This window comes from Corallococcus sp. BB11-1 (genome assembly GCF_026626625.1).
Lineage (GTDB): Bacteria > Myxococcota > Myxococcia > Myxococcales > Myxococcaceae > Corallococcus > Corallococcus soli.
In genome coordinates, this window is sequence record NZ_JAPNJY010000028.1 from 29520 (window position 1) to 56360 (window position 26841).

The following is a 26841-nucleotide window of genomic DNA, read 5'->3' on the forward strand; positions in this document are numbered from 1 at the left end:
CTCCAGGCGGCGAAGTGGGAGCCCAAGGATGGGCCGCCCGGGCCGCGTCTGTCGAAGCCTTCCTTCCCATTGGTTTCCAAAGCCACGCCGAGCGGGCACACTCGCGCCACCCCATGCCCGCCCTCGCCCTTGAGCTCGAAGTGGCCCGGCGCATCGCGCGTCAGGCTGGTGACATCCTCCTGCGGGTCTACGCCACCGACTTCTCCGTCACGCAGAAGTCTGGCGGAGCGGGGCCCGTCACCCTGGCCGACGAGCGCGCCAACGCCTTCCTCGTGGGCGAATTGCGCAAGGCCTTCCCGGGCGACGGCGTGGTCGCGGAGGAGAACGAGGACGCGTCCGACGCGAAGCGCTTCGAGCGCTGCTGGTACGTGGATCCGCTCGACGGCACGCAGGAGTTCGTGAACCGCAACGGCGAGTTCGCCGTCCACGTCGGGCTCGCGGTGGAGGGCAGGCCGGCGCTGGGCGTCGTCTACCGCGCCGTCGGGGACGTGCTCTATTCGGGCGTCGTCGGCGAGCAGGGCTTCGTGGAGGACCCCCAGGGCCGCCGCGCGCTGCGGGTGTCGGACGTGGCGGATCCGGCCGCGCTGCGGCTCGTGGTGTCGCGCTCGCACCGCTCGAAGGTGACGGATGGGGTGGTGAAGCAACTGGGCATCACCCGCGAGACGGAGTCCGGCTCCGTGGGCCTCAAGTGCGGCCTGCTGGCCGAGGCCCGCTGCGACCTCTACGTGCACGCCAGCGACAAGAGCTACCGCTGGGACAACTGCGCGCCAGAGGCCGTCCTGCGCTCCGCGGGCGGCGTCCTCACGGACCTGGCCGGCGTCCCGTACCGCTACGACGGCTCCGAGCTCCAGAACCGCCGGGGCCTGCTCGCGTGCAACGCCGCCGCCTTCGACCAGGTGCTGCCCGTCGTCTCGCGGGTGGCCCGCGAGGCCGGTCTCTTGAAGTGACGCGGCTTCAGCCCGCGTCCACCGCGCGGCGCAGCTCGCCGAACAGCCGCGCCAGGTCCGGGAGCTGGTAGCTGGCGTTGAGGCCGCTCGGGTTGGGCAGCACCCACAGCCGCGTGTCCCCCAGCGTCTCCTCCTGGTGGCCGAAGCGCGCCTTGGGCCTGGCGAAGGCGCTCCGGTACGCGCCCAGGCCCAGCACCGCGAGGAAGGACGGGCGGTAGCGCTTCACCTTGCGCTCCAGGCTCCTGCGCCCCTCCACGTACTCCTGGGCCTCCAGCTGGTCCGCGGACGCCGTGGCCCGGTCCACCACGTTGGTGATGCCCAGGCCGAGCGCCTTCATCTCGCCCTGTTCGGACGGCAGGAACCGGCGCGGGGTGAAGCCGGCCAGGTGCATCGCGGGCCAGAAGCGGTTGCCCGGCCGCGCGAAGTGCACCCCCACCACCGCGGAGTAGAGGCTGGGGTTGATGCCGCAGAAGAGCACCCGCATGCCCGGGGCCAGCAGGTCCGGCACGGTGCGGCCGGTGGCGGCGAACAGCTCGTCCTTCGTGGGGCGGTGGAGCGTCTTCATCGGGTCTGGGAGTCCAAACCTAGCGGGTCGGGTGCGGACTCGCACGCCGGTTTCCACCCGGGGCCTTCCGCTCCCCCGGACCGTGGCCCGGCCGCCTGTCCGGTGGGCGCGAGGGCAGGGGGCCCCGGCCGGGCCCGGAGGGCGATGCGGGCCCCCGGCGTCGTTGTTATCCGGAAGGCCATGGCCCGTCCGGTGAAGGTGGAGACCCTGCTGCCCGTGGAGGTGGACTTCCAGCGCGAGCGCGCCTCCGGCCTGCGCCGCTCCGGCGACAGCCTGGAGAAGGCCCTCGCGGCGCTGGCCGAGTCCGAGCGGGAGCTGCGCGCCCTGTCCAGCGCGGCGCGGGCCGCTCGCTACGGGGCGTACCGCGCGCTCTGGAAGGAGGCGGAGCGCCTGCGCTGGAACCTCACCGTGCAGCGCGAGGCCTGCGGGCTGCGCAACCACCGCGACCTGGACCTCATCTACCCGCTGCCACCCCTGCTGAAGGAGTGAGCGCGAGGGGCCGCGTCCTCACGGCGCGGTCCGCCACGCGGCCACGGCGAAGAGGACCCAGCCCGCGAGGAAGCCCAGGCCGCCCAGCGGGGTGACGGCGCCCAGCACGCGCACCCCGGAGAGGGCGAGCGCGTAGAGGCTGCCGGAGAAGAGGACGATGCCCGCGAGCATCGCCCACCCGGCGGCGGACAGCAGCGGCGAGGGCCGCGTGACGCCCAGCAGCCCCACCGCCACCAGCGCGAGCGCGTGGTACATGTGGTAGCGCGCGCCGGTTTCGAAGACGACCTGAAGGTCCTGGGGCAGTCGGGCGCGCAACGCATGCGCCCCGAAGGCTCCCGCCCCCACGGACAGGAAAGCGTTCACCGCTCCCACCACGAGCCACCACCGCATGATCGAGTGCCTTTCTTCGCGGGCTTGACTGCGGCACGCTACACCGCGCCTCACGGCAGCGTCCTGGTTGAACACGCCTCCCGCCCCAGCCGCGCCCCTCCCTGATGATGACTTCTCCATCCTTCCAGCCGACCCCGTCGATTCCCTTCGAGCTGCGCCAGTCCCCCATCCAGGGACTCGGAGCCTTCGCCACCCGCCGCATCCGCAAGGGCGCGCGCATCATCGAGTACATCGGTGAGCGCATCACCCAGGCCCAGGCGGACACGCGCTACGACGACGAGTCGATGGAGCGCCACCACACCTTCCTCTTCAACCTGGACGACGACACGGTGCTGGACGCGGGCACGCTGCACAACGAGTCGCGCTACATCAACCACTCGTGCGAGCCCAACTGCCAGTCGCTCATCGACAAGGGCCACATCCACATCTACGCGCTGCGCGCCATCGAACCGGGCGAGGAGCTGACGTACGACTACGCCTACGAGCGCACGCCGGAGATGGGCGACGACGCCGAGGGGCTCTACGTCTGCCGCTGTGGCACGCCCTCGTGCCGGGGCACCATCCTCGCCCCGGAGAAGAAGGCCCCCGCGCGCCGCAAGAAGCCCGCGAGCAAGGCCAAGGCCCCGTCGAAGTCCAAGGCCGCCTCGAAGTCGAAGACGTCCTCCAAGGTCGCTCCGAAGTCCGCCTCGAAGTCCAAGTCGTCCTCCAAGGCCGCCTCGAAGTCGAAGTCCCGGAAGACCTCCTCGTCGAAGTCCGCCGCGGGCCCGCAGCGGGGCACCCAGCGTGCGAAGGGCGCGAAGGGCGCGGGCCGGGGTCGCCGCGCGGCGAGCTGAAGGCCGCCAAACGGTCGCGCGCGTGGCGGGGGTGGGCGTTAGAGTGGGAAGCGTGAAAGACGTCCTGCGCTTCCTGCTCACCGAAGCCCCCGACTCTCCCTCGCTCGACTCGGTGGACGCCTGGTGGCGAAGGCACCTCACGGTGCTGCCGCGCTTCCCGCTCCCCGCCGACCTGGCGCTCGCGAGCGGGTTCCGGACGGACCGGCTGGGGTACGCGTTCGCTTCCGGCTACCACGCCGCGCTGCGCTCGCTCTTCCCCCAGCTCCCCGCGGACCGCCGCGTCGCGCTCTGCGCCACCGAGTCCGGCGGAGGCCACCCCAACGCCATCGGGACGACGCTCACGCCCTCCGGCGCGGGGTGGAAGCTGGAGGGGGTGAAGACCTACGTCACCCTGGGCCCGTACGCGGAGCTGCTGCTGGTGGTGGCCACCGAGGGCCGCGACGCGCAGGGGCGCAACCGCCTGCGCATGGTGGTGGTGGACGCGAAGAAGCCGGGCGTCCAGGTGGAGCCGCTGCCGCCGCTGGACTTCGTGCCGGAGGTGCCCCACGCGGCGCTGCGGCTGGAGGGCGTCACCGTGGCCCCGGAGGACGTGCTGCCCGGGGACGGCTACACGCGCTACCTGCGGCCGTTCCGCACCGTGGAGGACTGCCACGTCAACCTGGCGGTGCTGGGCTGGCTCCTGAAGGTGGGCCGGCGGTGCGGCTGGCCGGTGACGCTGCGCGAGGAGCTGGTCGCCGTCGCGGTGCTGATGCGGGCCCTGTCGAAGGAGGACCCCAGCGACCCGGGCGTGCACGTGGCGCTGGGCGGTGCGCTCGCGCAGCTGCACCGCGCGATGGAGCGCTGCGAGACGGCCTGGGAGGGCGTGGACGTGGAGACGCGCGAGAAGTGGCAGCGCGACCGGCACCTGCTGGACCTGGCCGCGAAGGTGCGCGGGAAGCGCCTGGAATCCGCGCGGCAGCGGCTTGCCGGGGGCGCGGGCGAGGATTGAAGCGGCCCGCGCGGGAGGGGCTTCGTGCCGCCTCCTGCGCTTGGACCCGGCTGCTACGACGACGTCAGTACCGGCCGCCGCCCGCCGCGGAGACGATGGCGGAGAGGATGCGGTTCTCCACGCCCCAGACGGCCTTGTTCATGCCCTTCACGCCCGCGCCGCGCATGTAGTCGGTGAAGTCGTGCAGGGCGGTGGAGCGCTGCATGCGCTCCGTCTTGGCCGCGTAGAGCAGCGGCGTGCCCGGCGCGCCCGTGAGGCCCAGGTCCGGACAGGCCTCCGACAGCTTCGCGCGGTCGATGCCCGTCACCGCGGACAGCATCGCGACGGTGAACTTGTGCACCGGCAGCTCGCGCGCGTTGGGGACCTTCTGCAGCACCTTCGCGCGGTCCTTGGGGTCCGTGGCCAGCTGCTCCAGCGTCACCTTGGACATCTCCACGAGCTGCTCGTTCGTGACGTGCTTGTTGTCCAGGATGGCGCGGTCGAACAGGCTCTGCGGCGTGTCACCCTTGATGCTGATGTTCACGTCCGCCAGCCGCGAGCGCATCGTCTGGATGGCGCGGCCCACCTCCGTGTTCGCGCCACCCCGCCACGAGCCCGGCGTCGGCGCCACCGGCGGCTGCGTCGAGCGCACCCGCGCCAGCTCCGCGCGGTTGAGCACCTCCGCGCGCGACACCTGCGTCACCTGATTGGACCGGGTCGTCTGCGCGGCCGGGGCCTGCGTGCGGGTCGTGGCTGCGGAGGGAGCGGCGGTGGGGGGGCGGCGGACGGACGTCATGGTCACCTTCTACCCTGGATTTCGGAGTACCGGATTATCGCCCGGGCGAGCAGGGGAGTTGCCTGGCCCCCGTGCCCGGCCACCCCGGCGCGTGCGTTCCGCCCCCGGGCCGCTATGGTGCGCGCCATGGCCCCGCGCTTTCCCACCCAGTTCGCCGACCTGCTCACCCCCAAGGGCCGTCGCATTCTCGAAGGTCGAGACTCCGAGACCTGCGGCGCGTTGTTGGACCCCACGCGTCCCTTCATCGCGCTGCAAGGCGTCATCGACGTGAAGAAGGCGACCCAGGTCCGCGACATGCTGGACGGGGCGATGCGCGACACGCTGGTGACGATGGAGGACCCCATCCCGGAGGACTCCATCTCCGGCATGGTGGAGAACTACACGGAGGCGCTGCCCAAGACGGTGCGCGTGCGCACCGCGCTCCTGGAGAGCCGGCGCTCGCGCTCGTGGCGGGCCGCGGAGGCCCTGGGGCTGGTGGCGCTCCTGCGCTCGGACACGTTCGCGGGCTTCGCGGCGGCGGTGAGCGGCCGGGCGCTCAAGCGCGGGTGGGGCATCCAGACGCTCTGCTACAGCCCCGGCGACTACACGGGCCCGCACACCGACCACCACCCGGAGGAGGACGACGCGCGCCACGGCTACGTGGACATGCACGTCAGCCTGACGCTGCCCGCCGTGGACCACCAGTACCTCGTGTACGCGAAGGACGGGCACTTCTCCGAGCTGACGAAGGTCAGCACCGTGGGCGGCGTCACCGTGTACCGGCTGCCCTTCTGGCACTACACGACGCCGCTGGTGGCGAAGAAGGCCCGCGAGGAGGCCGCCCGCCGCTGGGTGCTCCTGGGGACGTTCCTGGACGCCGGGCCGAAGACGCGCGCCTCCTCCACCATCCTGCCGTCGGGCGCACGCCTGCCTGTCCAGGGAACGACAGTGGGACGTGGCATGGAGGCCGGACGGCGTTAGCGTGCCGGGCCCATGAGCCCCACCGACACCGACAAGCAGGCCGGAGACCTCCTCCAGTACATCGACGCGTCGCCCACGCCGTACCACGCCGTGCGGGAGACGGCGCGCCGCCTCACCGACGCGGGCTACCGCGCGCTCGACGAGCGCGAGTCCTGGTCCCTCAAGGCCGGGGACAAGGTCTTCGTGGTGCGCGGCGACACGAGCATCGCCGCCTTCCAGCTGGGCACGAAGCCGGTGGACGCCACCGGCTTCCGGCTGGTGGGCTCGCACACGGACTCGCCCAACCTGCGCCTCAAGCCGAACGCGCCCGTCAACCGCCACGGCTACCAGCAGCTGGGCGTCGAGGTCTACGGCGGGGTGCTGCTGCACACCTGGACGGACCGCGACCTGTCGCTCGCGGGCCGCGTGGTGGTGCTGAAGAACGGCCGCCCGGAGCACCACCTGGTGGACTTCCGCCGGCCGCTCTTGCGCGTGCCCAACCTGGCCATCCACCTGAACCGCGGCGTCAACAGCGAGGGCCTCAAGCTCAACCCGCAGGAGCACATGGTGCCGGTGCTGGGCCTGGAGAGCGCGGGCCCCGCGGAGCTGCGCGCGCTGCTGGTGGAGGAGCTGGCGAAGGAGGGCGTGACGGCGGCCGCGGATGACCTCCTGGGCTATGACCTGTGCCTCTACGACGTGCAGCCGTCCACCCGCTCGGGCCTGCACGGGGAGTTCCTCCACGCGCCCCGCCTGGACAACCTGGCCTCCTGCCACACCGGCCTCACCGCGCTGCTGTCGCCGGGCGGCCCGCGCGAGGCCACCTGCGGCGTGGTGCTCTACGACCATGAGGAGTGCGGCAGCCGCAGCGCGCAGGGCGCCGCGTCGCCGTTCCTGAAGGACCTGCTGGAGCGCATCGTCCAGGGGCACGCGGACGGCCGCGCGGACGCGTTCCACCGCGCCATCCGCCGCTCGTTCATGGTGAGCGCGGACATGGCGCATGCGGTGCATCCCAACTACCCGTCCATGCACGAACCCAAGCACCAGCCGCAGCTGGGCGGCGGGCCGGTCATCAAGACGAACGTGAACCAGTCCTACGCGACGGACGGCGAGTCGTGGGCGCACTTCGCCGCGCTGTGCAAGGAGGCCGGCGTCACGCCCCAGCACTTCGTCACCCGCACGGACCTGGGCTGCGGCAGCACCATTGGCCCCATCACCGCAGGGCAGCTGGGCATCCGCACGGTGGATGTGGGCAACCCCATGCTGTCCATGCACTCCATCCGGGAGCTGGCCGCCGCGTCCGACGTGGCCCGCATGGTGGCGGTGCTGACGCGCTTCTTCGCCTGAGCCTGGGCGCTGACCGCGCCTGACGCAAAGGAAGAGGCGGGCCCGGCTTCGACACCGGACCCGCCTCGGAGTGCTTCAAGAAGCGTGGGTGACGACTAGTTCACGCCGACCGCGGTCCAGGCGTCCTTGACCTTCTGGACCTGGTTGGAGTCCGCGCCGTACAGGTCCGTGGCGGACTTGATGGTGGCCTCGCGGGCCTGCGCGAAGTTCGTCTTCGGGGTCATGTACGTGGTGAGGGCGCGGCCGAAGATCTTCAGGCCGTCCTCCATCCCGATGCCGTCCTTCACTTCCAGGCCGGAGGTGCGGTTCTTGCCGCCCTCCACCAGGAGGTAGAAGGCGTTGTTGGAGATGCCGCTGGAGCCGTGCACCTCCGTCTGCTTCGGGTAGTTCTTGTAGTTGTCGACCGAGTAGTTGTCCTTGGTCGGGTCGTTCATGTAGCGCAGGCCGTCGTGCGGGTCGCCGTTCGTCGGCGTCCACGCGGCCTCGCCCACGGTCCAGTTCCACTTGACGTCGGGGTTCTTCTGGGCGGCGTGCCACTCCACGCCCGTGCCGATGATGTCGGAGAAGGACTCGTTCAGGCCGCCGGACTCGCCGCTGTAGACGAGGTTGGCGGTGCGCTGGGTGAGGCCGTGCGCGATCTCATGGCCGGCGATGTCCAGCGTGGTGAGCGGGCCGGACTGCTTGCCGTCGCCGTCGCCGTAGCTCATCTTCTCGCCGTCCCAGAACGCGTTCACGTAGTTGTTGCGCACGTGCACGTAGCTGACGAGCTTCTCGCCCGCGCCGTCGATGGAGTCACGGCCCAGGACTTCCTTCATGAAGTCGTACGTCGCGGCCGCGCCGTAGTGCGCGTCGATGCCGGCCTTGGCGCGCGCCGGGTCGGTGGCCTCGCCCCACTTGTCGTTGTCGTCGCTGATCTTCGTCTGGCCGCTGGCCGTGTTCGCGTTCTTCGCGTCGTAGGTCACCACGCCCTTGCCGCGCGTCGAGTCCTCCAGCGAGTACGTGCCGTCCGCGTTCTTCGTGGTCTTCAGGTCGACGTTGCCGCTGTACATCGTCTTGTCGTCCGCGGTGCCCACGGGGTCCGTCGGGGGAGGCGTGGTGCCCTTGCCCGTGACGGTGAGGCCCCACGACTGCAGGGTGCCCGTGTCGCGCTTGGCCTTGTCCTCGACGGTGAGGGTCCAGTCGCCCTTGGCCGACTCGCCCGCGAACGCGGACAGGTCGAAGCTGCCCTTCACGTCGTCCACGCCGCCGCCCTTGCGGTTCTGCACGACGGCCGTCTTGCCGGACGGGCTGGTCAGGCTGATGGTGAGGTCGCCGCTGAACGTGTGCTTGATGTCCAGGTCCAGCTTGAGCGAGTCGACCGTGATGTCGTTCGAGACGGTGACCTTCGACGTGGCCTTGCCCAGGTCCGGGATGGGCGCGTTCGGGGTCGCGAACACCGTCGTCGCCTGGGTGTCACCCCCGGCCAGCGGGCGCGAGTAGCCGTGGATCTTGTTGAAGCTCTCCAGGACCTTCCCGGAGTTCGCGTCGATGATGTAGTTCTGCTTCTTGGGCTCGGCCTGGTTGGTGATCTGCGTCACCTCCACCTGGTAGGCCGAGTGGTACTTGCCTTCCGCGTCCTGGTAGATGACGCGCTCGGCGGAGGGCTGCTTGTCCGGCTTGCCGCCCAGGTCCTTCTTCGCGATGTCGATGACCTGCTGGGGCGCCAGCTTCGGCTTCTGCGAACCCAGGCCCGCGGGGATGGGGTTCTGCTCACCGGTGACGCTGCTCACCTTGCCGTCCTGGCCCAGGTGGCTGATGAGCTGCTCGCCGTAGACCTTCACGCCCTCGTGCACGCGGTCCAGGCGAACGTGCGTCATGCCCAGCGCGTCGCGCTCGACGCTCTTGGGCGCCAGCGTGGGGCCGGACTTGTTGGCCGCCAGCAGCGACGACGCCGTCATCGGAGGCGTGAGGTGCTTCAGCGACGTCTGGATGGCCGACTGGGCCTCCTTGCTGTCCAGCGCGAGGCGGCCCGGGGCCGCGCCCTGCGTCGGCGTCGTCGTCGGGGCCGCGACGGCCGCGGCGGTGTTGGTGCCACCCACGCCCTTGACGGACTCGAAGCCGTCCTTCACGCGCAGGACGTTCTGCGCCTTCGCCGGGGCCTTCGCGGTCTCAGTGGTGGGACGGAGCGTTACGGGCGTCTGACCTTCGGTGCGGCGAATGCTCATGGGGTCACTCACACTGCAAGGGGGATGAAGGATTCTCGCATGAGCCAACTTCAGAGTTTCCGATGGGTTGCGAAAGTTAAAACGCCTTCCCAGAAATCAGTGAAAACCATTGGTTGAGTTCCGGTGAATGCATCATTTGACACGCAGATTTTACTTGCAGTGGGGGTCGAGGCGGACTCGAACTCCCGGAATCCCCGACGCAGGACGTCACCGGCCGAGTGTTGAATGGCGCGAAAAAAGGCCGGAAATGTTTGGAAAAATCCGCCGGGACAGAAAGGGGCCCTGGCGGGAGGGGAAGCGGGGACTGATACACTGATGCATGGTTTCCCGGCCGGCTCGGGCGGGGGCTGGACCCTGGGGGGGTTGGCGCATGGAGTCTTGGATTCAGGAAACGGCGGAAGCGCCGCGGCGGTCGCTGCTGGCGGTGCAGGTGCCGCGTCGCAACTTCGAGGGCTTGTTCCAGCACGCGCTGCGGCCGTCGGGGTCGTTCGCCCAGGCGCTGCGGGACGTGGGGTACGACCTGGAGTCGGCGGAGGAGTACTTCCCGCTGGAGGTCTGGCGCGCGGCGCTGGCGGTGGCGCGGCGGCACGCGTGTCCGGGCCTGGCCGGCGAGGAGGCCAACCGGGTGCTGGGCACCCACTACGTGGAGGGCTTCGCGCAGACGCTGGTGGGCCGCATCTTCGCCACGGCGGCGCCGCTGCTGGGCGTGGAGCGGTGCCTGGCGCGGCTGCCCACGTACCTGCGCGCGGGCCGCGAGGACATGAAGCTGGTGCTGCAGGCGGTGCGCGCGCGCGAGTGGCGGGCCACGGTGGTGGACGCGGATCCGCTGCCGGACTTCGTGGCGGGCGTGGTGGAGCAGGTGCTGCGCCGCACGCGGGTGTTGCCCCGCGTGGACGTGCTGGAGCGCGCGCCCCAGGGCTATTCGCTGCGGATCCGCTGGAACGACGCCTGAGGCCCGCCGCTAGTTGAGGTACGTCTTGGGCGGCGGGCGCCGGGCGAGCGAGGGCGGCTGGGAGGGCCGCGCGTGGCGCCAGCGGCCGATGACGTCCATCAGCCCGTCGAAGGTGTCGCGCAGCGCCCAGGCGCGGTCCTCCGCGTCCCGCAGGGCCTCGCACCGCAGGAGCCCGTCGCGCAGCGCGCGCTGGACGCCGGGGCAGTCGTCGCGCTCGTCGATGAGCTGCTCGGCGGTGTGGGCATAGAGCCGGTAGCAGCCCTCCACGTCGCCCCGGTTGTAGGCGGGGGCGCCCACGTTGATGGCGTGGCCCAGCAGGGCGGCCACGGACTCCACCGAGGGCGTGGCGCAGCCCTCCAGCAGGTTCACCGGGTGCTGGGGCACGTGGCGCACGCGGGTGGCGCGCTGCCGGGGCGCATCCAGCGCGGACAGGGGGCGCGGAGGGCCCGGGGACACGAGCAGGGGCGCGATGTAGCGCGCCGGGATGACCAGCCCCAGCGCGCGACCGTTGGCGAGCGCGGCGGTGGCGAGCCCCACCACCTGCCCCCGCGCGTCCAGCACCGGCGCGCCCGACGCGTCCTCGGGGAGGGTGCGCGACAGCTCCAGCAGGGTGAGCCAGTCCCCCAGCACCTGCACCGCGCGGACCTCCAGCGCGCGGGCTTCGGGCCCACGTCCCGGGCGGGCGTGCAGCACCTGGAGGGACTCGCCCTCCGTGGGCAGCGTGGCGGGCCCCAGCGGGAGGGCGGGCACCAGGTCCGGCACGGACAGCCGCAGCAGGGCCAGGTCGCGCCGCTCGTCCACCGCCGCCACCTGCACCACCTGGGTGCGCAGCCCGTCGGGCAGCACGGCGGTGATGGTGCGTGCGCTCGCCACCGCGTGGAGGCTGGTGACGACGTGGCCTTCCGTGGTGAGGACGAACCCCGTGGCGGTGTGGCCGCCCAGCTCCAGCAGCACCAGCGAAGCCCCCGCGCGGCGCAGGGCCTCGTCGGTCCGGGCCTTGTGGGCCTGATCGTCGTCGGACATCGCAACCCCCGCTTGTGAAACCCGGGCCGGCATTCCCGCGCGTGCTGCGTCGGGGATGCACCCGTCCATCCTTGTAGCAGCCCGCCTGCCCCCCGCCCAACCCACCCGGGCGTCGGACTCCGGCCGGTGTTGTCCTCCATGTTGTGATTGGCGCGGGAGTGTCAGGTCGTTAAACCTCCGGCCGGCATGCACAAGACCCACCTCGTCGGCGCCCGCACCCACAACCTCAAGGATCTCTCCGTCGACCTGGCGGAGGGGGAGTTCGTCTGCATCACGGGCGTGTCCGGAGGCGGCAAGTCCAGCCTCGCGCTGGACACCCTCTACGCGGAAGGCCAGCGCCGGTTCGTGGAGAGCTTCAGCCCGTATGCCCGGCAGTTCCTGGAGCGGCTGGAGCGGCCGCCCATGGTGGCGCTGGAGCCGGTGGCGGCGGGCGTGGCGGTGGACCGGCGCGCGCCGGTGAAGAGCTCGCGCTCCACGGTGGCGACGCTGGCGGACGTGGAGCCGTACCTGTCCGCGCTCTTCACCCGGGAAGCGATGCCGGTGTGCCCGGACTGTGGCCTGGAGGCGGTCCGCACCGACGCGCGCGTGGCCGCCCAGGCCGCCCTGCGCGAGCACCCGGACGCGACGGGCGTCTTCACCTTCCCCGTGCGCATCCCGGACACGTCCGCGTTCCTGGACGCCAGGGCCCGCCTGCTCAAGGACGGCTACCACCGCCTCATGGCGCAGGGCGAGGTGAAGGAGCTGGAGACGCTCAAGCCGGGGGAGGCCACCGACTCCGCGGGCGTGGCGCAGGTGGTGGTGGACCGGGTGAAGCTGTCGGACGCGAACCTGTCGCGCGTCACCCAGGCGCTGGAGGATGCGTGGGCGCGCGCGGACGGCGAGGCGCTGCTGCACCTGCCGGAGTCCGCGCCGAAGCGGCTGCGCCGGGGCCTGGTGTGTCCGAAGTGCGCGCGGGAGTTCGAGCCCGCGCGGCCGGGCCTCTTCAGCTACCAGAGCCCGGTGGGCGCGTGCGCGCCATGTCGCGGCTTCGGGCGCACCATCGGCATCGACTGGGGGAAGGTGATCCCCAACCCGTCGCTGAGCCTGTCGGAGGGCGCCATCCGGCCGTGGTCCGGCCAGTCCACGAGCTGGGAGCGGGACATGCTCCAGCGCTGGTGCCGGCAGAAGGGCATCCCGCTGGACAAGCCGTGGGAGAAGCTGACCGCCGCGCAGCGGGAGTCGGTGCTGGAGGGCTCCGGGGGCTACGACGAGGGCCGCGCCTATCCGGGCGTGCGCGCGTGGTTCAAGTGGATGGAGGGGCGCACGTACAAGATGCACGTGCGCGTGCTGCTGGCCCGCTACCGCGCGTACACGCTCTGCGAGGACTGTCACGGCGCGCGGCTCAACGAGCAGGCCCGCGCATGGCGCGTGGGCGGCCTGGACCTGCCGGGCTGGCACGGGCTGGAGCTGACGGAGGGCCTCACGCGCCTGGAGGCGCTGAAGACGCTCACGGGGCAGGGGGACCTGGCGCGGCGCGAGCTGGCCGGCCGCCTGCGCTACCTGCAGCGCGTGGGCCTGGGCTACCTGACGTTGGACCGCCCCGCGCGCACGCTGTCGGGCGGGGAGGCGCAGCGCGTGTCGCTCACCGCCGCGCTGGGCACGTCGCTCACGGGCGCGCTCTTCGTGCTGGACGAGCCCACCGTGGGCCTGCACCCGGGGGACGTGCCGCCGCTCACGGAGGCCATCGCGGAGCTGGCGGAGCGGGGCAACATCGCGCTGGTCATCGAGCATGATCCGCTGGTCATCCGCTCCGCGCACCGCGTGCTGGAGCTGGGCCCGGGCGCCGGCCGGCACGGCGGGACGCTGTGCTTCGACGGCACCCCCGAGGCCCTGGCGAAGCGTCAGGACCTGCCCACCGGGAGGATGCTGGCGGGGGGCACGGAGGCGCCGCGCAAGCCGCGCGCCCGCACGGGCGAGCTGGTCATCCGCGAGGCGCGCGAGCACAACCTGAAGGACGTGTCCGTGCGCGTGCCGCTGGGCGTGCTGTGCGCCATCACCGGCCCCAGCGGCTCCGGCAAGAGCACGCTGATGGACGAGGTGCTCTACCGCCACCTGGCGCGCGGCCTGGGCGTCAAGGACGTGGAGGCCCCCGGCGACGTAGTGGCGGTGGAGGGCGGCGCGCAGGTGGAGGCCATCACCTTCGTGGACCAGTCCCCGCTGGGCCGCACGTCGCGCGGCAACGCGGCCACGTACACCAAGGCGTGGGACCGGCTGCGCGAGCGCTTCGCGTCGGAGCCGGAGGCGGAGGTGCGCGGCCTGACGTCCGCGCACTTCTCCTTCAACGTGGACAAGGGCCGCTGCGAGGCGTGCGCGGGCGAAGGCTACGAGACGGTGGAGATGCAGTTCCTCGCGGACGTCGCCCTCCTGTGCGCGGTGTGCCGGGGCCGGCGCTTCAAGGAGGAGGTGCTCGCCGTCCGGCACCACGGCTACAGCGTGGCGCAGGTGCTGGAGATGACGCTGGATGAGGTGCTCCAGCACTTCGGCGACGACGCGGCGCTCAAGCGCACCCTGGGCCCGGCGCAGCGCCTGGGCCTGGGCTACCTGCCCCTGGGCCAGCCCCTGTCCACGCTGTCCGGCGGCGAGGCGCAGCGGCTGAAGCTGGCGCGCGCGCTGGCCAGCGACGCGAAGGGCACGCTGTTCCTCATCGACGAGCCGAGCGCCGGCCTCCACGCGGAGGACGTGCGCCACGTGATGGCGTCGCTGCACGCGCTGGTGGACCGGGGCGCGAGCGTGCTGGTGGTGGACCACGACGTGTCGGTGATGAAGGGCTCGGATTGGATCATCGACCTGGGGCCCAGGGGCGGTCGCGACGGCGGCCGGCTGGTGGCGGAGGGCACGCCCGAGGACGTGGCGAAGGTGAAGGGCAGCGCCACCGCCGCCGCGCTCCGGGGCGAGGGCAAGCCGCTGGCCCGCACGGTGAAGCTGCGCAAGCCGGGCAAGGAGGCTCCGCCCGCCATCGAGGTGGAGCACGCGCGCGAGCACAACCTCCAGGACGTGTCATGCCGCATCCCCCTGGGGAAGATGACGGTGGTGACGGGGCCCAGCGGCTCCGGCAAGAGCTCGCTGGTGTTCGACGTCGTCTTCGCCGAAGGGCAGCGCCGCTTCCTGGAGACGCTGACGCCGTACGCGCGGCAGTTCCTGCCCACGCTGCCGCGCCCGGACGTGGAGCGGATCAGCAGCATCCCGCCCACCGTGGCGCTGGAGCAGCGCACGTCCCGCGCGGGCGCCACCAGCACCGTGGCCACCGTCACGGAGGTGGCCCACTACCTGCGGCTCATGTACGCGAAGATTGGCGAGCCGCACTGCCCCAACGACGACACGCCCATCGGCGCCACCACGCCCGCGGCGCTCTTCGCGCAGGTGACCGCGACGAAGGGGGACGGGCAGGTGCTGGCGCCCGCGGTGCGCGCTCGCAAGGGCACGTACCTGGACGTCTTCACGGCGGCGGCGCGCGCGGGCATCACGCAGGCCATCGTGGACGGGGCGCTCGCGTCCACGGACGACCCGCCCCGGCTGGCGAAGACGAAGGAGCACGACATCGACCTCGTGATGTACGAGGGCAAGCTCGCGAAGCTGCCGCGCGAGGTGTTCGAGTCCTCGCTCAACTGGGGCAAGGGCGCGCTGAAGGTCCGCGCGGGCAAGGCGGAGACGCTCCTGTCCAGCGAGCGCACCTGCCCGAAGTGCGGCACCGCCGTGCCGGAGCTGGATCCGCGCTGGTTCTCCTTCAACACGAAGCAGGGCCGCTGCGAGTCGTGCGAAGGCACCGGCGTGCAGGGCGGCGCGGCGGCGATGGCGGAGGGGGAGACGGCCCCGTGCCGGACGTGCGGGGGCAGCCGGCTGGCGCCCATGCCGCGCGCGGTGCGGCTGGAGGGCGCCCGCTACCACGAGGTGGTGCAGGCGTCGGTGACGTCCACGCTCGCGCGCGTGCGCACCTGGAAGCTCAAGGGGGACCGGGCGCTGCTGGGCGAGACGGCCCGGCAGGAGATGCTGCGGCGGCTGGAGTTCCTGGAGCGCGTGGGCCTGGGCTACCTGTCCCTGGACCGCAACGCGGCCACGCTGTCCGGCGGAGAGATGCAGCGGCTGCGGCTGTCCGCGCAGCTGGGCGCGGGCCTCACCGGCGCGCTGTACGTGCTGGATGAGCCGACCATCGGGCTGCACCCGCGCGACACGCACCGGCTGCTCGACAACCTGCGCGCGCTGGTGGACACGGGCTCCACGGTGCTGGTGGTGGAGCATGACTCGGACACCATCCGCGCGGCGGATCACCTGCTGGACCTGGGGCCCACGGGCGGGCGGGGCGGCGGCCACATCCTGGCCGAGGGCCCTCCGGACGTGGTGCTGGAGTCGCAGTCGCCCACCGCGCTCGCGCTCCGGGCCGCGCAGGTGCGGCCTCCCTCCGGACGCGGCGAGCCCCAGGCGTGGGTGGAGCTGAAGGGCGCGCGCGCGAACAACCTCCAGCGCGTGGACCTGCGGCTGCCGGTGGGGCGGCTCAACGTCGTCTCCGGCGTGTCGGGCTCCGGCAAGAGCACGCTCATCCGTCAGGTGCTCTACCCGGCGCTGCGCGACAGGCTGGGGCTGGTGACGTCGAAGCCCGGCGCGTTCGATTCGCTGAAGGGCGTGGAGTCCATCAAGCGGGTGCTGTCGGTGGACCAGTCGCCCATCGGCCGCACGCCGCGCTCCGTGCCGGCCACGTTCCTGGGCATCTGGGACGAGCTGCGCCGCGTGTTCGCGGCCACGCCCGAGGCGAAGATTCGCGGCTTCGGGCCCGCGCGCTTCTCCTTCAACACGGCGAGCGGCGGCCGCTGCAAGGTGTGCGAAGGGCAGGGCGCCATCTCCCATGAGATGTCCTTCCTGCCGGACGTCGTCACGCCGTGCGAGGCCTGCAACGGGGCGCGCTTCGACGCCGCCACGCTGGAGGTGCGCTACCACGGCCTCACCGTGGGCGACGTGCTCCGCCTGTCCGCGGACGAGGCCAAGGACGTGTTCCGCTCCATCCCGAAGGTGGCCGCGCCGCTGGTGTGCCTGGCGGACCTGGGCGTGGGCTACCTGCAACTGGGGCAGGGCTCCAACACGCTGTCCGGTGGCGAGGCGCAGCGGCTGAAGCTGGCCGCGGAGCTGACGGCCACGTCCCGCCACGAGCCCACGCTGTACGTGCTGGATGAACCCACCACGGGCCTGCACCTGGGCGACGTGGAGAAGCTCATCACCTTCCTGGGCCGGCTGGTGGACCGGGGCGACACGCTGGTCGTCATCGAGCACCACCCGTCCGTCATCGCCGCGGGCGACCACGTCGTGGAACTGGGGCCGGAGGGCGGCGAGGGCGGTGGCCGCATCGTGGGCGAGGGCACGCCCCGCGAGGTGGCGAAGCTCAAGACGCCCACGGGCCGGGTGTTGAAGACGGTTTTTTCCACTGAAGAACCCAAGGCCCGCGTGGCTTCGCGGGGACGGTGAAACCTTGAACCCCTTCCGGCATCCTGCCCCCCGCATGCGAACCCCACTGCTGTTCACCGTCGCGACGGTGCTCTGCCTCTCCACGGCGGCTTCCGCCGCGGACACGAAGCCGGAGAAGAAAGCCCCCATGTCCTTCCATCAGCTCTCCGCCAACCGGCTGGACGGCAAGCCCGAGAAGCTGTCGGACTTCCAGGGCAAGGTCGCCCTCGTCGTGAACACCGCGTCCGAGTGTGGCTACACGCCGCAGTACAAGGGCCTGGAGGCGCTGCACCGGGGCTACAAGGACAAGGGCGTCGTCGTCCTGGGCTTCCCGTCCAACGACTTCGGCGGGCAGGAGCCGGGCACGTCGCAGGAGATCGCGAAGTTCTGCGAGCTGCGCTTCAAGGTCACCTTCCCCATGTTCGAGAAGGTGAAGACGAAGGGCGAGGGCCAGTCCCCCGTCTACGCTTTCCTCGCCAAGGACCACGGCGAGCCCAAGTGGAACTTCCACAAGTACGTGGTGGGCAAGGACGGCCAGGTGAAGGCCGTCTTCCCCAGCAGCGTCACGCCGGACAGCCCGGAGCTGAAGGCCGCGCTCGACAAGGCGCTCGCGGAGAAGTGACGTCCGCCTCCCGGTGCCGGGCCCGATGTCGCGGGTCCGCGCCGGGGTGGGGCGGAGGCGGTGCCGCGTCGCCCGACGCGGGCTTCATTCCCGGCGTGAGGCGCCTTGGTGGGAGCCGAGGGATGCGAGGCCCCGCTGTCGCTGGAACCGTCCGACTTCCGACGAGGGATTCGTTCGCGGGGGCGGCTCGGCTGTTCGTCCGGACGTGCGCAGCTTGGGGGCTGGCCCATGTCCCCTGTCTCCTCCCTCCGCGTCGTGACCGTGCTGCTGCTCGCGGCGCTCCTGGGTGGGTGCGCGGGGCTGGGGCCCCAGCGCTCGGAGCTGACCGCGCGCGTGGGCCGCTCCGACGTGTCCGTGGCGGCGCTACGCGTCCGCGTGCGTGACCTGGCCCGGCGCTTCTCGGGACTGCTGGAGGCGACCGCGGACGACCTCTCCGTGCGCTCCGACTCCCCCCGGGTGTCCAGCGCCATGCTGCGCTTCAAGGCCAACGCCGTGCCCACGATGCAGAGCGTGCTCTTCCAACCGGATCCCGTGGCCGCGCTCCTCGACGCGTGGGCGCTGCTGGCGCAGATCCAGGACGCGCTGCCCCGCTACGCGGAGGGGGCTCCGCCGGAGCTCATGTCGCACGCGCAGGAGGCGCTGGCGGACATGGAGTCCCAACTGGAGGCCGTGTGGCGCGAGGTGACTGGCCGGGAGGACGTGTCGCGGGCGCGGGAGCTCGTGCACGGCTGGGCCGCGCAGCACCCCCTGACGGGACCACTGGTCACGCGCGTGTCCACCGCGCCGCTGCTGGCCTCCGTCACCGAGGCGTCCGGTGGCGGCCTGCGCTCCACGGCGGCGGGGCTCGTCGAGGACACCCGCGACCTCACGGCGCGCGTGGACCTCTACGCGACCAGCCTGCCCCGACAGGCCCGCTGGCAGGCGGAGCTGGTCGCGGACGACGCGCTGAACTCACCCCTGCTCCAGTCCTCGCTGGCGGAGCTGGGCCGCACGGTGGACCTGCTGGAGCGCGTGGGCACGGTGGCCGCGAACACGCCAGCGCTCATCGCCCACGAAAGGCGCGCGGTGCTGGACGCCCTCCACGCCGAGCGCCTGGACCTCCAGGGCTTCGTCACGCGCGAGCGGGAGGCGGTGCTCGCGGAAGTGGGCCGCGAACGGCAGGCGGTGGTGGACGCGCTGCACGCGGAGCGGGTCGCCGCGCTCCAGCAGGTGGACGGGCTGGCGCGCGGCTGGGTGGACCACGCCTTCAATCGGCTGGGGCCGCTGGTGGACCGGATCTTCCTCTGGCTCGGGCTGCTGGTGGTGTTGGTGGGCGCGGGAGGGCTGCTGGGCGCGTGGGGGCTCGCGCGGGCCTTGCGGCGGGCCCGCTGACGGGCCGGGCCTAGTCTGGCTTCTCGGGCTTGGGCGGGAAGCGCTCCAGCATCTTCTTCACCCCGTCGTCGAGCTTGTTGCCGGTGCTCTGGATGCTCGGGCTGTCACCCAGGTCCGTCTGGGCCGTGCCGCGCCACACGAGCGTCTTCTGCTTCGCGTCCACCACGTCGAGGATGAGCGTGCCCACGTCGTACTGGCGCAGGTATGTCTGTCCCCCTCCGTAGGGCCCGTAGAACGAACCCCAGAACGGATCCCACGGGTAGCCGTAGTAGCTGTCCACCGACTCCTCGGACAGCCGCGTGTCGATGGCGCCCTGCCACCCGATGAGGAAGTCCGGGTTCGCCTCCACCTTCCGGTAGCCCCGCTCCTGGAGGTCGCGGTCCACCGCCTCCTTCACCTGGGCGTCGGTGATGGCGTTGTTGATGCGCGAGTCCTGGCTCTTCTGGGGTTGAGACAGCCATGCATAGGTGCGGAAGCCCTCAATCCGCTCCACCGCCGCGGGGTCGTAGCTGGTGCCGACATCGACGCCGGCACAGGACGCGAGCCCCAGCCCCACGAGCACGGGAACGACACGGGACAGCAGGCGCATGGCGGACTCCTCGGGAGTGGGGAGTGCCCCTTGGGACGGGACACGGTAGGTCCCATGACACTGGGGATGCGCCAGGGGGATGTCCCGGCCTTGCCCGTCCGTCCGCCTCCGCCCCCGGGGAGGGACGTCTCAGTCGCCGTGCGGTCCCTTCTCCCTCTTGCCCTTGAGCCACTTCGCGCCCTCGGAGCGGGCCAGGACGATGGCCAGCCGCGCGCGCTTCTGGGGGGGCAGGTCCTTGGCGAGCGCCTGGTACATCTCCCGGTCCAGCGCGGCGATCTGCGCCCGCGCGTCGAAGACCTTCTGCGCCGCCGCGTCCACCTGGCCCTGCGCCGCGCTGTCGCCCCGCGACGCCCGTTGCAGCGTGCGCGCCGAGTCCCGCACCTGCTCGCGCAGCGGCCGGCGCCGGTCCTCGAAGCGGCGCAGCGTCTCATCCATCTTCAGCGCCTGCGCGCTGTCCAGCTCCAGCGTGTCCGCCAGCTCCAGCACCTGGCGCAGGCGCTGCCGTTGCTCGGCCCTCGCCATGCGGTCGGGGTCGCGCGCGCCGGGCCCCGGCCTGTCGGGCTGCGCCAGGGCCAGCATCGGCAGCGCGAACACCAGCGCCACGGTCATCCGCTTCAGCGTCTTCACAGTGCCTCTCCCAGGTCGAAGTCCCCGTCCACCAGCTCGTCCTCGCCGTCGGACAGGGACGCCAGCGCGTCCGCGTCCAGCGGCTCCAGCCCGGCCCATGCCTCGAACGCGGCCACCGTCTCCGCGTCCAGGTCGTCGCCGGGGGCCGCGGTCTGGGCGACCCTGCCCGTGTCCGGCGCCACGGCCCGGGGGGCCCTCAGGCGCTCCAGCGCGGACGGGCCCAGCATCAACGCCACCACCGCGGCGACGGCGGCAAGCGAACCCAGGGCCCGGCGTCCCATCCACCGGCGCGCCTGGTCGCGGCGCCACGCCGACAGCGTCCGCGCGCCCAGGCCTTCCTGCGCGCGCGCCTCGATGGCCGTCTGGGGCGGCAGCGCCACCAGCCCCAGCAGGGCCTGGGTGGACGCCACCTCCGCCTGGCAGGCCGCGCAGGACTCCAGGTGGGAGCGGAAGCGCGTGGCCTCCTCTCCCTCCAACGCCCCGGCGGCGTGGAGGCTCGCCTGCTCCTCGTATTCCACGCACGCACCCATCACGGCTTCTCCCCTGGTGTCACGGCCATGTCGGCCTTCAAGCGTTTCACCGCGTGGTGGAACTGCACCTTCGCGTTGTTCTCCGTGATGCCCAGCGTCTGGGCGATGTCCTTGAACGGCAGTCCGCCGTCCACCCGCAGCGTCAGCACCTCGCGCTGGCGCCGGGGCAGGGCGAGCACGGCCTTCCGCACCTGCTGTCCGCGCTGGGCGCGCTCCAGCGTGGCCTCCACGCTCTCCCCCACGTCGCCCGCCACGTCGTCCGTCACCGCCTCCACCAGCACCGGCCGCCAGCGGAAGCCCTGGCGCGCGTGGTTCTTCGCCAGGTTGAGCGCCACGCGCACCAGCCAGGGCCGGAAGGGCGCGGGCGTGGCGGGGTTGAAGCGCGCGAACACCCGGCGCGAGGCCTCCAGCGCCCGGAGGAAGGCCTGCTGCGTGAGGTCCGCCGCGTCCTCCGCGCTGGTGGTGTACCGGCGCACCAGCGCGAAGACGAGACCCCGGTGCCGCTCGAAGAGCTGGCCGAACGCCGCCGCGTCCCCCGCCAGGAAGGCCCCGCACAGGGCCTCGTCCGTGGGGGCCCCCGCGCCCTGCCCGGGCCGCGCCAGTCCTAGGACCCGTCCGCTCACAGGGGCTCCAACCCGCCACGGGACAGGAGGTTATTTTCCGGGGCATTTCGCCCCGCGAAGGTGCGGGAAGCCCGGAGCCAGGCAGGCCGGCAGGTGGGCAGGGGGCCGTCCCGGAGCAGGCGCGGGCCCGGGGAACCCGCCAGAGGGCCCACCCGACGCGCGTGCGTCCAGCGGGGGGCGTCAGGCCGCCGCGCTGGGGCCGCCAGGGAGGGGATTCGCCTGGAGGTACTTCAGCACGTCGTCCAGGTGCCGGTAGACGCGCACCTCGTGTTGGATGACGTGCTCGACGGTGCCATCCGCGCCGATGATGAACGTGACGCGCCGGTCCACGTTGAGCAGGGGCCACAGCACGCCCCAGGAGCGGCTGATCCGCCGCTCGTCGTCCCCCAGCAGGGCGAAGTGGATGCCCTCCTGTTCGGCGAAGTCGCACTGGGTGCTGAGGGTGTCCACGGAGACGCCGACCAGCTCCGCGCCCAGCGCGCGGATCCGCTCGTGGTTGTCCCGGAACGCCCGGTTCTCGATGGTGCACCCCACCGTGAAGGCGCGGGGGAAGAAGAAGAGCACCACCCGCCGTCCGCGCAGCCCCGACAGCCGCACGTCCTGGCCGTGGCAGTCGGTCGCGACGAAGTCTGGCGCGAGTTCTCCGACGGAAATCATGCGGTGCGCGCTCCTCCCGGGGCAGCGGGGTCGCCTTCCCCTACCACGTTTTCCCGGCCATCCCATGCCGCGGCGCGCCGGTCGCCCCGCCTGTCGGGAATCTGGCTAAGGTCTCCCATCGTGTTGCCTGCCAGGACCGACCCAGACGATGCCGCCTTCCGTACGTCCCTCGCCACCGCCCTGGGGGTGACGCGGGTGGCGCGCGTCACCGGCCTGGACCGCACGGGCGTGGAGGTGGCCTGCGCGGTGCGGCCCGGGGGCCACGTCCTCCAGGTCTGCAACGGCAAGGGGCTCACCTTCGAGGACGCCGCCCGGGGCGCGCTCCTGGAGACCGCGGAGCTGTGGGCGGCGGAGACGGTGCGGCCGGAGCGGCTGCGCTGGGGCACCCGGGAGGAACTGGCGCGGACGGGCGACCCCGTCTGGGGCGTGGAGTCCCTGGGGTCCGCGGGGCAGGTGGCGGTGCCCAGGCTCGCGGGGCCGGCCGTGCGGCTGGCGTGGTGCGAGGCGAGGGACGCGCGCGGCGACCGGCCCGTCTGGGTGCCCGCGCAGGGGGTGTTCTGCCCGCCCTCGGGGACGGTGGAGCTGGGGCCCGTGTCGGTGGGCTGGACGACGAACGGTTCGGGGGCGCACCCGGACTCCGAGCGCGCCCTGCTGCACGCGCTGCTGGAGGCCACCGAGCGCGACCAGCTCTCGCGCGCGCTGCCGGAGGGGTGGACGGAGGCCGGCGTGGTGAAGCGGATGGTGCGCCCGGAGAGCCTGCGGGACGGGGCGCCGCGCACGGCCGCCCTGTGCGAAGCGCTGCACGCGCGCGGGTTTCGCGTCCACCTCTTCGACGTGACGCCCGCGCCCCGTGGGCGTGGTGGCCGCGGGGCGGTGGGGCTGCCGGTGGCGGCCGCGGTGCTGGTGGACGCGGAGGAGGGGCCGGTGCCGCTCACCGCGGGCTATGCGTGCGCGCTGGAGCGGGACGAAGCGCTGCTCAAGGCCCTGCTGGAGGCCGCGCAGTCGCGGCTGACGGACATCCACGGCGCGCGCGAGGACGTGGAGGCCGCGGACCGCGACGCGGCGCTGGGGTTCGCCCAGGCGCTGGCGGAGGTGCGGCCCCGGCACCTCGCGGAAGCGATGCCGGAGGTGGACAGCCGGAGCACGCGCACGGTGGCGGCGCGGGTGCGCACGGTGCTGACGCGCCTGGAGCGCGCGGGCTTCGCGCGGGTGGCGGCGCTGGCGTTGGACGCGCCGCTGCCGGGACTGCACGTATGGAAGGTCGTGGTGCCGGGCATGCGCGTATCGGAGCTCCTGTGAAGCGGCGGGCCGAAGACCTGGTGGTGTTCCTGGGGCCGTCGCTGCCCGCGGCGGAGGCGCACAAGCTGGCGCCGTGCACGGTGCTGCCGCCGGCGCGGCAGGGCGACGTGTGGCGGGCGCTGTCGCTCAAGCCCCGCGCGCTGGTGCTGGTGGACGGCGTCTTCGAGGCGCAGCCGTCGGTGTGGCACCACGAATTGCTCGCGGCCATGGAGGCGGGCGTGGCGGTGTTCGGCGGTGGCAGCATGGGCGCGCTGCGCGCCGCGGAGCTGGCCTCGCACGGCATGGTGGGCGTGGGCCGCATCTACGGCTGGTACCGCGACGGCGTGGTGGTGGACGACGCGGAGGTGGCGCTGCTGCACGCGGACGCGGAGCACGGCTGGCGGCCCCTCACCGTGCCCCTGGTCAACGTGCGCCACGAGGCGGAGCGGGCGCGCAAGGCCCGCGTGCTGGGCCGCTCCGGCGCGCAGGCCCTGGTGGACGCGGCCGCGGGCCTCTTCTACCAGGAGCGCACCTGGGCGCGGATCCGCGAGGCCGTGGGCCCCGCCTGGTCCGGCCCCACGCTCGCGGCCTGGGACGCGTGGTTCGCCGACGGGGTGGAGGACCTCAAGCGGCTGGATGCCATCGCCTGCGTGCGCTCGGCGGCGGAGTTCGTGGGCCTGTCAGCCCCCGCGACGCCGGGCGCGCGGCGCAACCCCTCGTCGCTGGTGCGGCGGCGCAGGCTGGTGGAGGACGTGACGCGCGTGGGGGGCCGCGCCGTGGACTCCGGCCGCGTGCTGGAGGTGCTGCGCGGCGCGCCCGACGCGGCGGCCTGGGCGGAGGCGGGCCTGCGCCGGGCGCTGCTCGCCGGGTGGGTGCGCTCGCTGGGGCTCACGGTGACGGACGAGGAGCTGGCCGCCGAGGAGGCCGCGTGGTGGAAGGAGCGCGGCGTGCGCGCGTCGCGCCGCGAAGCCTTCCTCGCCGCCAGCGGGCTGGACGCTCCGGGCCTGCGCCAGCTGTGTGAGACGCGGGCCCTGGAGCGGCTGGCCCTGGCCCAGGCGTCGCGGCTGCTGCCGGACGGCCCCTCGTGGGATGAGGCGCTGGCGTCCGAGGCCCGGCTGGGAGGTCAGTGGGAGCAGGCCGCCCGGGCGCTGCTGGCGCACGCGGATGCGACGGACGAGGACAGCGCCGAAGGCGACTGACCCTGGGCAATCCCAGACAGTGACGCGGGCCCATCGCCTGGGGAGCGGGCCGTCGTCCTCGGGCGATACAGCCTGTCTCAGCGGAACCGGGAGGCCCCCCGTGCTCCCTGCCGGGTTGGCCCCGCGTCCAAGGATGTGCCTTCCCAGGACGTCGTGAAAAAACGTGACAGCCCCGCAGGGCCGGCTAGGGTCAACCCCGGAGGTTGTCCGCATTGAGCACCGCTCCCTGGGTGGTTCCGCCGAGGTGGCCCGCGCCGTCAACGGCACGGTGCGCTCGCGGTTTGCGGGGAATCCAACCTCCGTGGTGGGATGTGACAGGGACGGCCTGCCCGGCGCTCTTGTTTCACCGACATCCCATTCCCACCTCCCGGGTTGTGTTGCTCCTTGAGCCAGGGCCATGACGACGCCGCTCCACCCGGACCAACTGGAAGTCGGCCACCAGGTCGGACCGTGGCGCATCGTCGGCTCTTTGGGCGCGGGGGGCTTCGGCCGGGTGTTCAAGGTGGAGCGGGGCGGGCACGTCTACGCGCTGAAGCTGGCGCTGCGCCCGGCGGGGCCGCACTCGGCGGAGGAGGAGGACGTCAACGGCCGGCTGTCGCGGGAAGTGGCGGCGCTGCTCGCCTGCGCGCCGCATCCGAACCTGCCGCGCGTGCACGCGGTGGATCGCTGGCCCTCGCCGCCGGACGGCTACTTCTTCCACGTCACCGACTACGTGGACGGAGAGACGTTCCATGAGTGGCGCTGGCGGGTGAAGCCCTCCGCCGCGCACCTGCTGACCGTGTACACGGAGGTCGTGCGGGTGGTGGCGGACCTCCACCGGCGGGGCGTGCACCACCGGGACCTGAAGGCGGACAACCTGCTCATCCGCCGCGCCGACGAGCGCCCCGTGCTCATCGACCTGGGCACCGCGCGCATCCCGGGGGCCTCCACGCTGACGGTGGGCGTGGCGCCCGCGTCCCCGCACCTGCTGCCGCCCGAATGCGTGGCCTTCCTGCGCGAGGGCGCCTGGAAGGCGGGCGCGAACTTCGACGCGGGCGTGCCGGGCGACCTCTACGCGCTGGGCGCGCTGCTCTACGAATCCCTGACGGACGGCTACGCGTTCGACCCGAGGCTGCCCTACGACCGGCTGCTGCCCGCCATTGAAACGGTGGTGCCGCGCGCCCCGCACGACGTCAACCCCAGGGTGCCCCAGGCCCTGGGCGACATCGCGATGCGGCTGCTCTCCAAGCGCCCCGAGGACCGCTATTCGGGCACGGAGACGCTGCTGCAGGCGCTCTGGGAGGCCGCGAAGGACAAGCGCCAGCAGGAGTGGAAGCTGTCGCTGGACGTCCCGGTGGACCGGGAGGCGCCGCTGGTGGACCGGGGCGTGGTGTCGCTGTCCCAGTACCCGGGGACGGCTGGACCCGCGCGGGTGACGGAGCCCGTCGAGACCCCGGTCCCCTCCGTGGGTGTGTCTCCACCGCCCGATTCGCCCGCTCCAGGGGAGGAGGCGCCTCCGGACGCTCCACCCCGGTCCGGGTCGCGACGCCGCCGCTCCGCCGGGGTGCTGGGCCTGGGGGTCCTGCTCCTGGGCCTGCTGGTCTTCGGTCTGTTCCGGTTGGCTCCGAGCACCCGCCGCCCCGCTGTCCCGCCTGATTCAGAGAAAGGAAGTTCGTCCGTGACCCCAACCCCGAGTCTTCCCGACGCCTCCGTGCTCGCGGTGGCGTCCGCCCCGGATGCGGGGACTTCCCCCGAGGGGGCGCCCTCCGCGCCCGGTCAGGACGCCGAAAGGGTCGTGGCCACGTCCACGCCCGTGAAGCCCCCGCGCACGGACGGGGGTGTCCTCCGCAAGATCGCCGGGGCGGCCACCGCGGCCTGTGTGGGCGCTTCCTGCGGAGGCGGCACTGGCAGGATCCGCATCGAGGGCGACACCCACGACCCGTGCCCCAGGGGCGCCGCCAGGGCCATGCGGGAGCTGAAGGTGCCACACGACGGGGTTTCCCTCTGGGTGTCCACGATGGAGAAGCAAGACGGGATCGTGCGCGCGGTCCCGGTCTCCGAGGGATTCCGGTCCATGAGGCTTGCCAGCTCTACCCCCTTGGGGGAGGGCGGGGGAAACCATCGCTTCAAGGTGAGGATCGTCTTCGGGAAGGCCCGCACACGGTTCCTGGTCACGGAGATGACCAAGGAGGATGGGACGATCCTGCCGGTCTGCATGGAATACGTTGGGGGAGGTCGCCAATTCGGCGCTGAGTTGCTCCCCGATGAAAGGCACGGCCTATATCCGCCGGACACGGCCACGGTTCGCTACGTGCCGGGCTTCTTGGTCTTCGTGATTCCGGTGCAGTCCTTCGTGAACGTGGACGAGAGCTGACGGGGTTCCCTTCGCCGGGGCACACTACCCAGTGGGAGGGAGCCTCGTGGGGTAGGGGGCATCGGACGAGCCTC

General features: G+C 72.6%; 23 protein-coding genes. 13 read left to right on the forward strand and 10 right to left on the reverse strand.

Translation table 11 applies throughout. The features are described from left to right. Positions 1-113: 113 nt before the first annotated feature. Positions 114-947 (forward strand): 3'(2'),5'-bisphosphate nucleotidase CysQ family protein, encoded by an 834-nt coding sequence (locus tag OV207_RS21640; protein WP_267557023.1) that lies wholly within the window; start codon positions 114-116, stop codon positions 945-947. Between the two features lie 7 nt (positions 948-954). Here OV207_RS21640 and mug read toward each other — a convergent pair whose 3' ends face one another. Then, positions 955-1512 (reverse strand): G/U mismatch-specific DNA glycosylase, encoded by a 558-nt coding sequence (mug, locus tag OV207_RS21645; protein ID WP_267557024.1) that lies wholly within the window; start codon positions 1510-1512, stop codon positions 955-957. A 180-nt stretch (positions 1513-1692) separates the two neighbouring features. On the opposite strand from mug, the gene OV207_RS21650 reads away from it, so the two are divergent. Further along, entirely contained in the window at positions 1693-2001 is a 309-nt protein-coding gene (locus OV207_RS21650) for a hypothetical protein (RefSeq protein ID WP_193428373.1), read from the forward strand. Between the two features lie 18 nt (positions 2002-2019). Here the strand turns inward: OV207_RS21650 and OV207_RS21655 are convergent, their stop codons facing one another. Continuing rightward, entirely contained in the window at positions 2020-2394 is a 375-nt protein-coding gene (locus tag OV207_RS21655; protein WP_193428517.1) for a DUF423 domain-containing protein, read from the reverse strand. Positions 2395-2498: 104 nt separating this feature from the next. Here OV207_RS21655 and OV207_RS21660 point away from each other — a divergent pair, with 104 nt between their 5' ends. Together OV207_RS21660 and OV207_RS21665 are read left to right on the forward strand one after the other, a co-directional pair. Next, complete coding sequence (locus OV207_RS21660; RefSeq protein WP_267557628.1) at positions 2499-3224, forward strand: SET domain-containing protein; 726 nt, start codon at positions 2499-2501, stop codon at positions 3222-3224. A 52-nt stretch (positions 3225-3276) separates the two neighbouring features. Then, positions 3277-4212, forward strand: a complete 936-nt coding sequence (locus tag OV207_RS21665; RefSeq protein WP_267557025.1) for an acyl-CoA dehydrogenase family protein — start codon at positions 3277-3279, stop codon at positions 4210-4212. Between the two features lie 64 nt (positions 4213-4276). Here the strand turns inward: OV207_RS21665 and OV207_RS21670 are convergent, their stop codons facing one another. Continuing rightward, positions 4277-4987, reverse strand: a complete 711-nt coding sequence (locus OV207_RS21670; RefSeq protein ID WP_193428371.1) for a hypothetical protein — start codon at positions 4985-4987, stop codon at positions 4277-4279. Between the two features lie 126 nt (positions 4988-5113). Between OV207_RS21670 and OV207_RS21675 the strand changes: the two genes are divergently transcribed. Together OV207_RS21675 and OV207_RS21680 are read left to right on the forward strand one after the other, a co-directional pair. Then, a complete protein-coding gene (locus tag OV207_RS21675) occupies positions 5114-5947 on the forward strand; it encodes a hypothetical protein (RefSeq protein ID WP_267557026.1) in 834 nt (277 codons plus the stop codon). A gap of 12 nt (positions 5948-5959) precedes the next feature. Continuing rightward, positions 5960-7270 carry a M18 family aminopeptidase gene (locus tag OV207_RS21680; RefSeq protein ID WP_267557027.1) on the forward strand — a complete coding sequence of 437 codons (1311 nt, stop codon included), beginning with the start codon at positions 5960-5962 and terminating at the stop codon, positions 7268-7270. Between the two features lie 95 nt (positions 7271-7365). Here OV207_RS21680 and OV207_RS21685 read toward each other — a convergent pair whose 3' ends face one another. Then, complete coding sequence (locus OV207_RS21685) at positions 7366-9474, reverse strand: M4 family metallopeptidase (protein WP_267557029.1); 2109 nt, start codon at positions 9472-9474, stop codon at positions 7366-7368. A 370-nt stretch (positions 9475-9844) separates the two neighbouring features. On the opposite strand from OV207_RS21685, the gene OV207_RS21690 reads away from it, so the two are divergent. Beyond that, positions 9845-10426: a DUF2378 family protein gene (locus OV207_RS21690; RefSeq protein ID WP_193428367.1), complete on the forward strand. Its 582-nt coding sequence runs from the start codon at positions 9845-9847 to the stop codon at positions 10424-10426. 9 nt (positions 10427-10435) lie between these two features. Here OV207_RS21690 and OV207_RS21695 read toward each other — a convergent pair whose 3' ends face one another. Continuing rightward, positions 10436-11449 carry a S1 family peptidase gene (locus tag OV207_RS21695; protein WP_267557030.1) on the reverse strand — a complete coding sequence of 338 codons (1014 nt, stop codon included), beginning with the start codon at positions 11447-11449 and terminating at the stop codon, positions 10436-10438. A 186-nt stretch (positions 11450-11635) separates the two neighbouring features. Here OV207_RS21695 and uvrA point away from each other — a divergent pair, with 186 nt between their 5' ends. The 3 genes from uvrA (at position 11636) to OV207_RS21710 (ending at position 18911) form a co-directional block, all read left to right on the forward strand. Further along, entirely contained in the window at positions 11636-16939 is a 5304-nt protein-coding gene (uvrA, locus tag OV207_RS21700; protein WP_267557031.1) for an excinuclease ABC subunit UvrA, read from the forward strand. 34 nt (positions 16940-16973) lie between these two features. Next, positions 16974-17540: a glutathione peroxidase gene (locus tag OV207_RS21705; protein ID WP_267557032.1), complete on the forward strand. Its 567-nt coding sequence runs from the start codon at positions 16974-16976 to the stop codon at positions 17538-17540. Positions 17541-17768: 228 nt separating this feature from the next. Continuing rightward, the gene (locus OV207_RS21710; RefSeq protein ID WP_267557033.1) at positions 17769-18911 is read left to right on the forward strand and encodes a chemotaxis protein; all 1143 of its coding nucleotides are present in this window, start codon (positions 17769-17771) and stop codon (positions 18909-18911) included. 10 nt (positions 18912-18921) lie between these two features. Here OV207_RS21710 and OV207_RS21715 read toward each other — a convergent pair whose 3' ends face one another. From OV207_RS21715 to OV207_RS21735, 5 genes are all read right to left on the reverse strand, one after another. Further along, complete coding sequence (locus tag OV207_RS21715; protein ID WP_193428362.1) at positions 18922-19500, reverse strand: DUF4136 domain-containing protein; 579 nt, start codon at positions 19498-19500, stop codon at positions 18922-18924. A gap of 129 nt (positions 19501-19629) precedes the next feature. Then, positions 19630-20127, reverse strand: a complete 498-nt coding sequence (locus OV207_RS21720; RefSeq protein WP_267557034.1) for a hypothetical protein — start codon at positions 20125-20127, stop codon at positions 19630-19632. Continuing rightward, positions 20124-20657 carry a zf-HC2 domain-containing protein gene (locus tag OV207_RS21725; RefSeq protein WP_193428361.1) on the reverse strand — a complete coding sequence of 178 codons (534 nt, stop codon included), beginning with the start codon at positions 20655-20657 and terminating at the stop codon, positions 20124-20126. The genes OV207_RS21720 and OV207_RS21725 overlap by 4 nt, the downstream gene beginning before the upstream one ends. Further along, positions 20657-21280, reverse strand: coding sequence for an RNA polymerase sigma factor (locus OV207_RS21730; protein WP_193428360.1), 624 nt, complete (start codon positions 21278-21280; stop codon positions 20657-20659). Before OV207_RS21730 ends, OV207_RS21725 begins: the two co-directional genes overlap by 1 nt. A gap of 180 nt (positions 21281-21460) precedes the next feature. Then, the gene (locus OV207_RS21735; protein ID WP_193428359.1) at positions 21461-21937 is read right to left on the reverse strand and encodes a peroxiredoxin; all 477 of its coding nucleotides are present in this window, start codon (positions 21935-21937) and stop codon (positions 21461-21463) included. A gap of 120 nt (positions 21938-22057) precedes the next feature. Between OV207_RS21735 and OV207_RS21740 the strand changes: the two genes are divergently transcribed. From OV207_RS21740 to OV207_RS21750, 3 genes are all read left to right on the forward strand, one after another. After that, entirely contained in the window at positions 22058-23236 is a 1179-nt protein-coding gene (locus OV207_RS21740; protein ID WP_267557035.1) for a YcaO-like family protein, read from the forward strand. Beyond that, positions 23233-24414, forward strand: coding sequence for a TfuA-like protein (locus OV207_RS21745; RefSeq protein ID WP_193428358.1), 1182 nt, complete (start codon positions 23233-23235; stop codon positions 24412-24414). The genes OV207_RS21740 and OV207_RS21745 overlap by 4 nt, the downstream gene beginning before the upstream one ends. A gap of 397 nt (positions 24415-24811) precedes the next feature. Continuing rightward, positions 24812-26767, forward strand: a complete 1956-nt coding sequence (locus OV207_RS21750; protein WP_267557037.1) for a serine/threonine protein kinase — start codon at positions 24812-24814, stop codon at positions 26765-26767. Positions 26768-26841 lie beyond the last annotated feature (74 nt).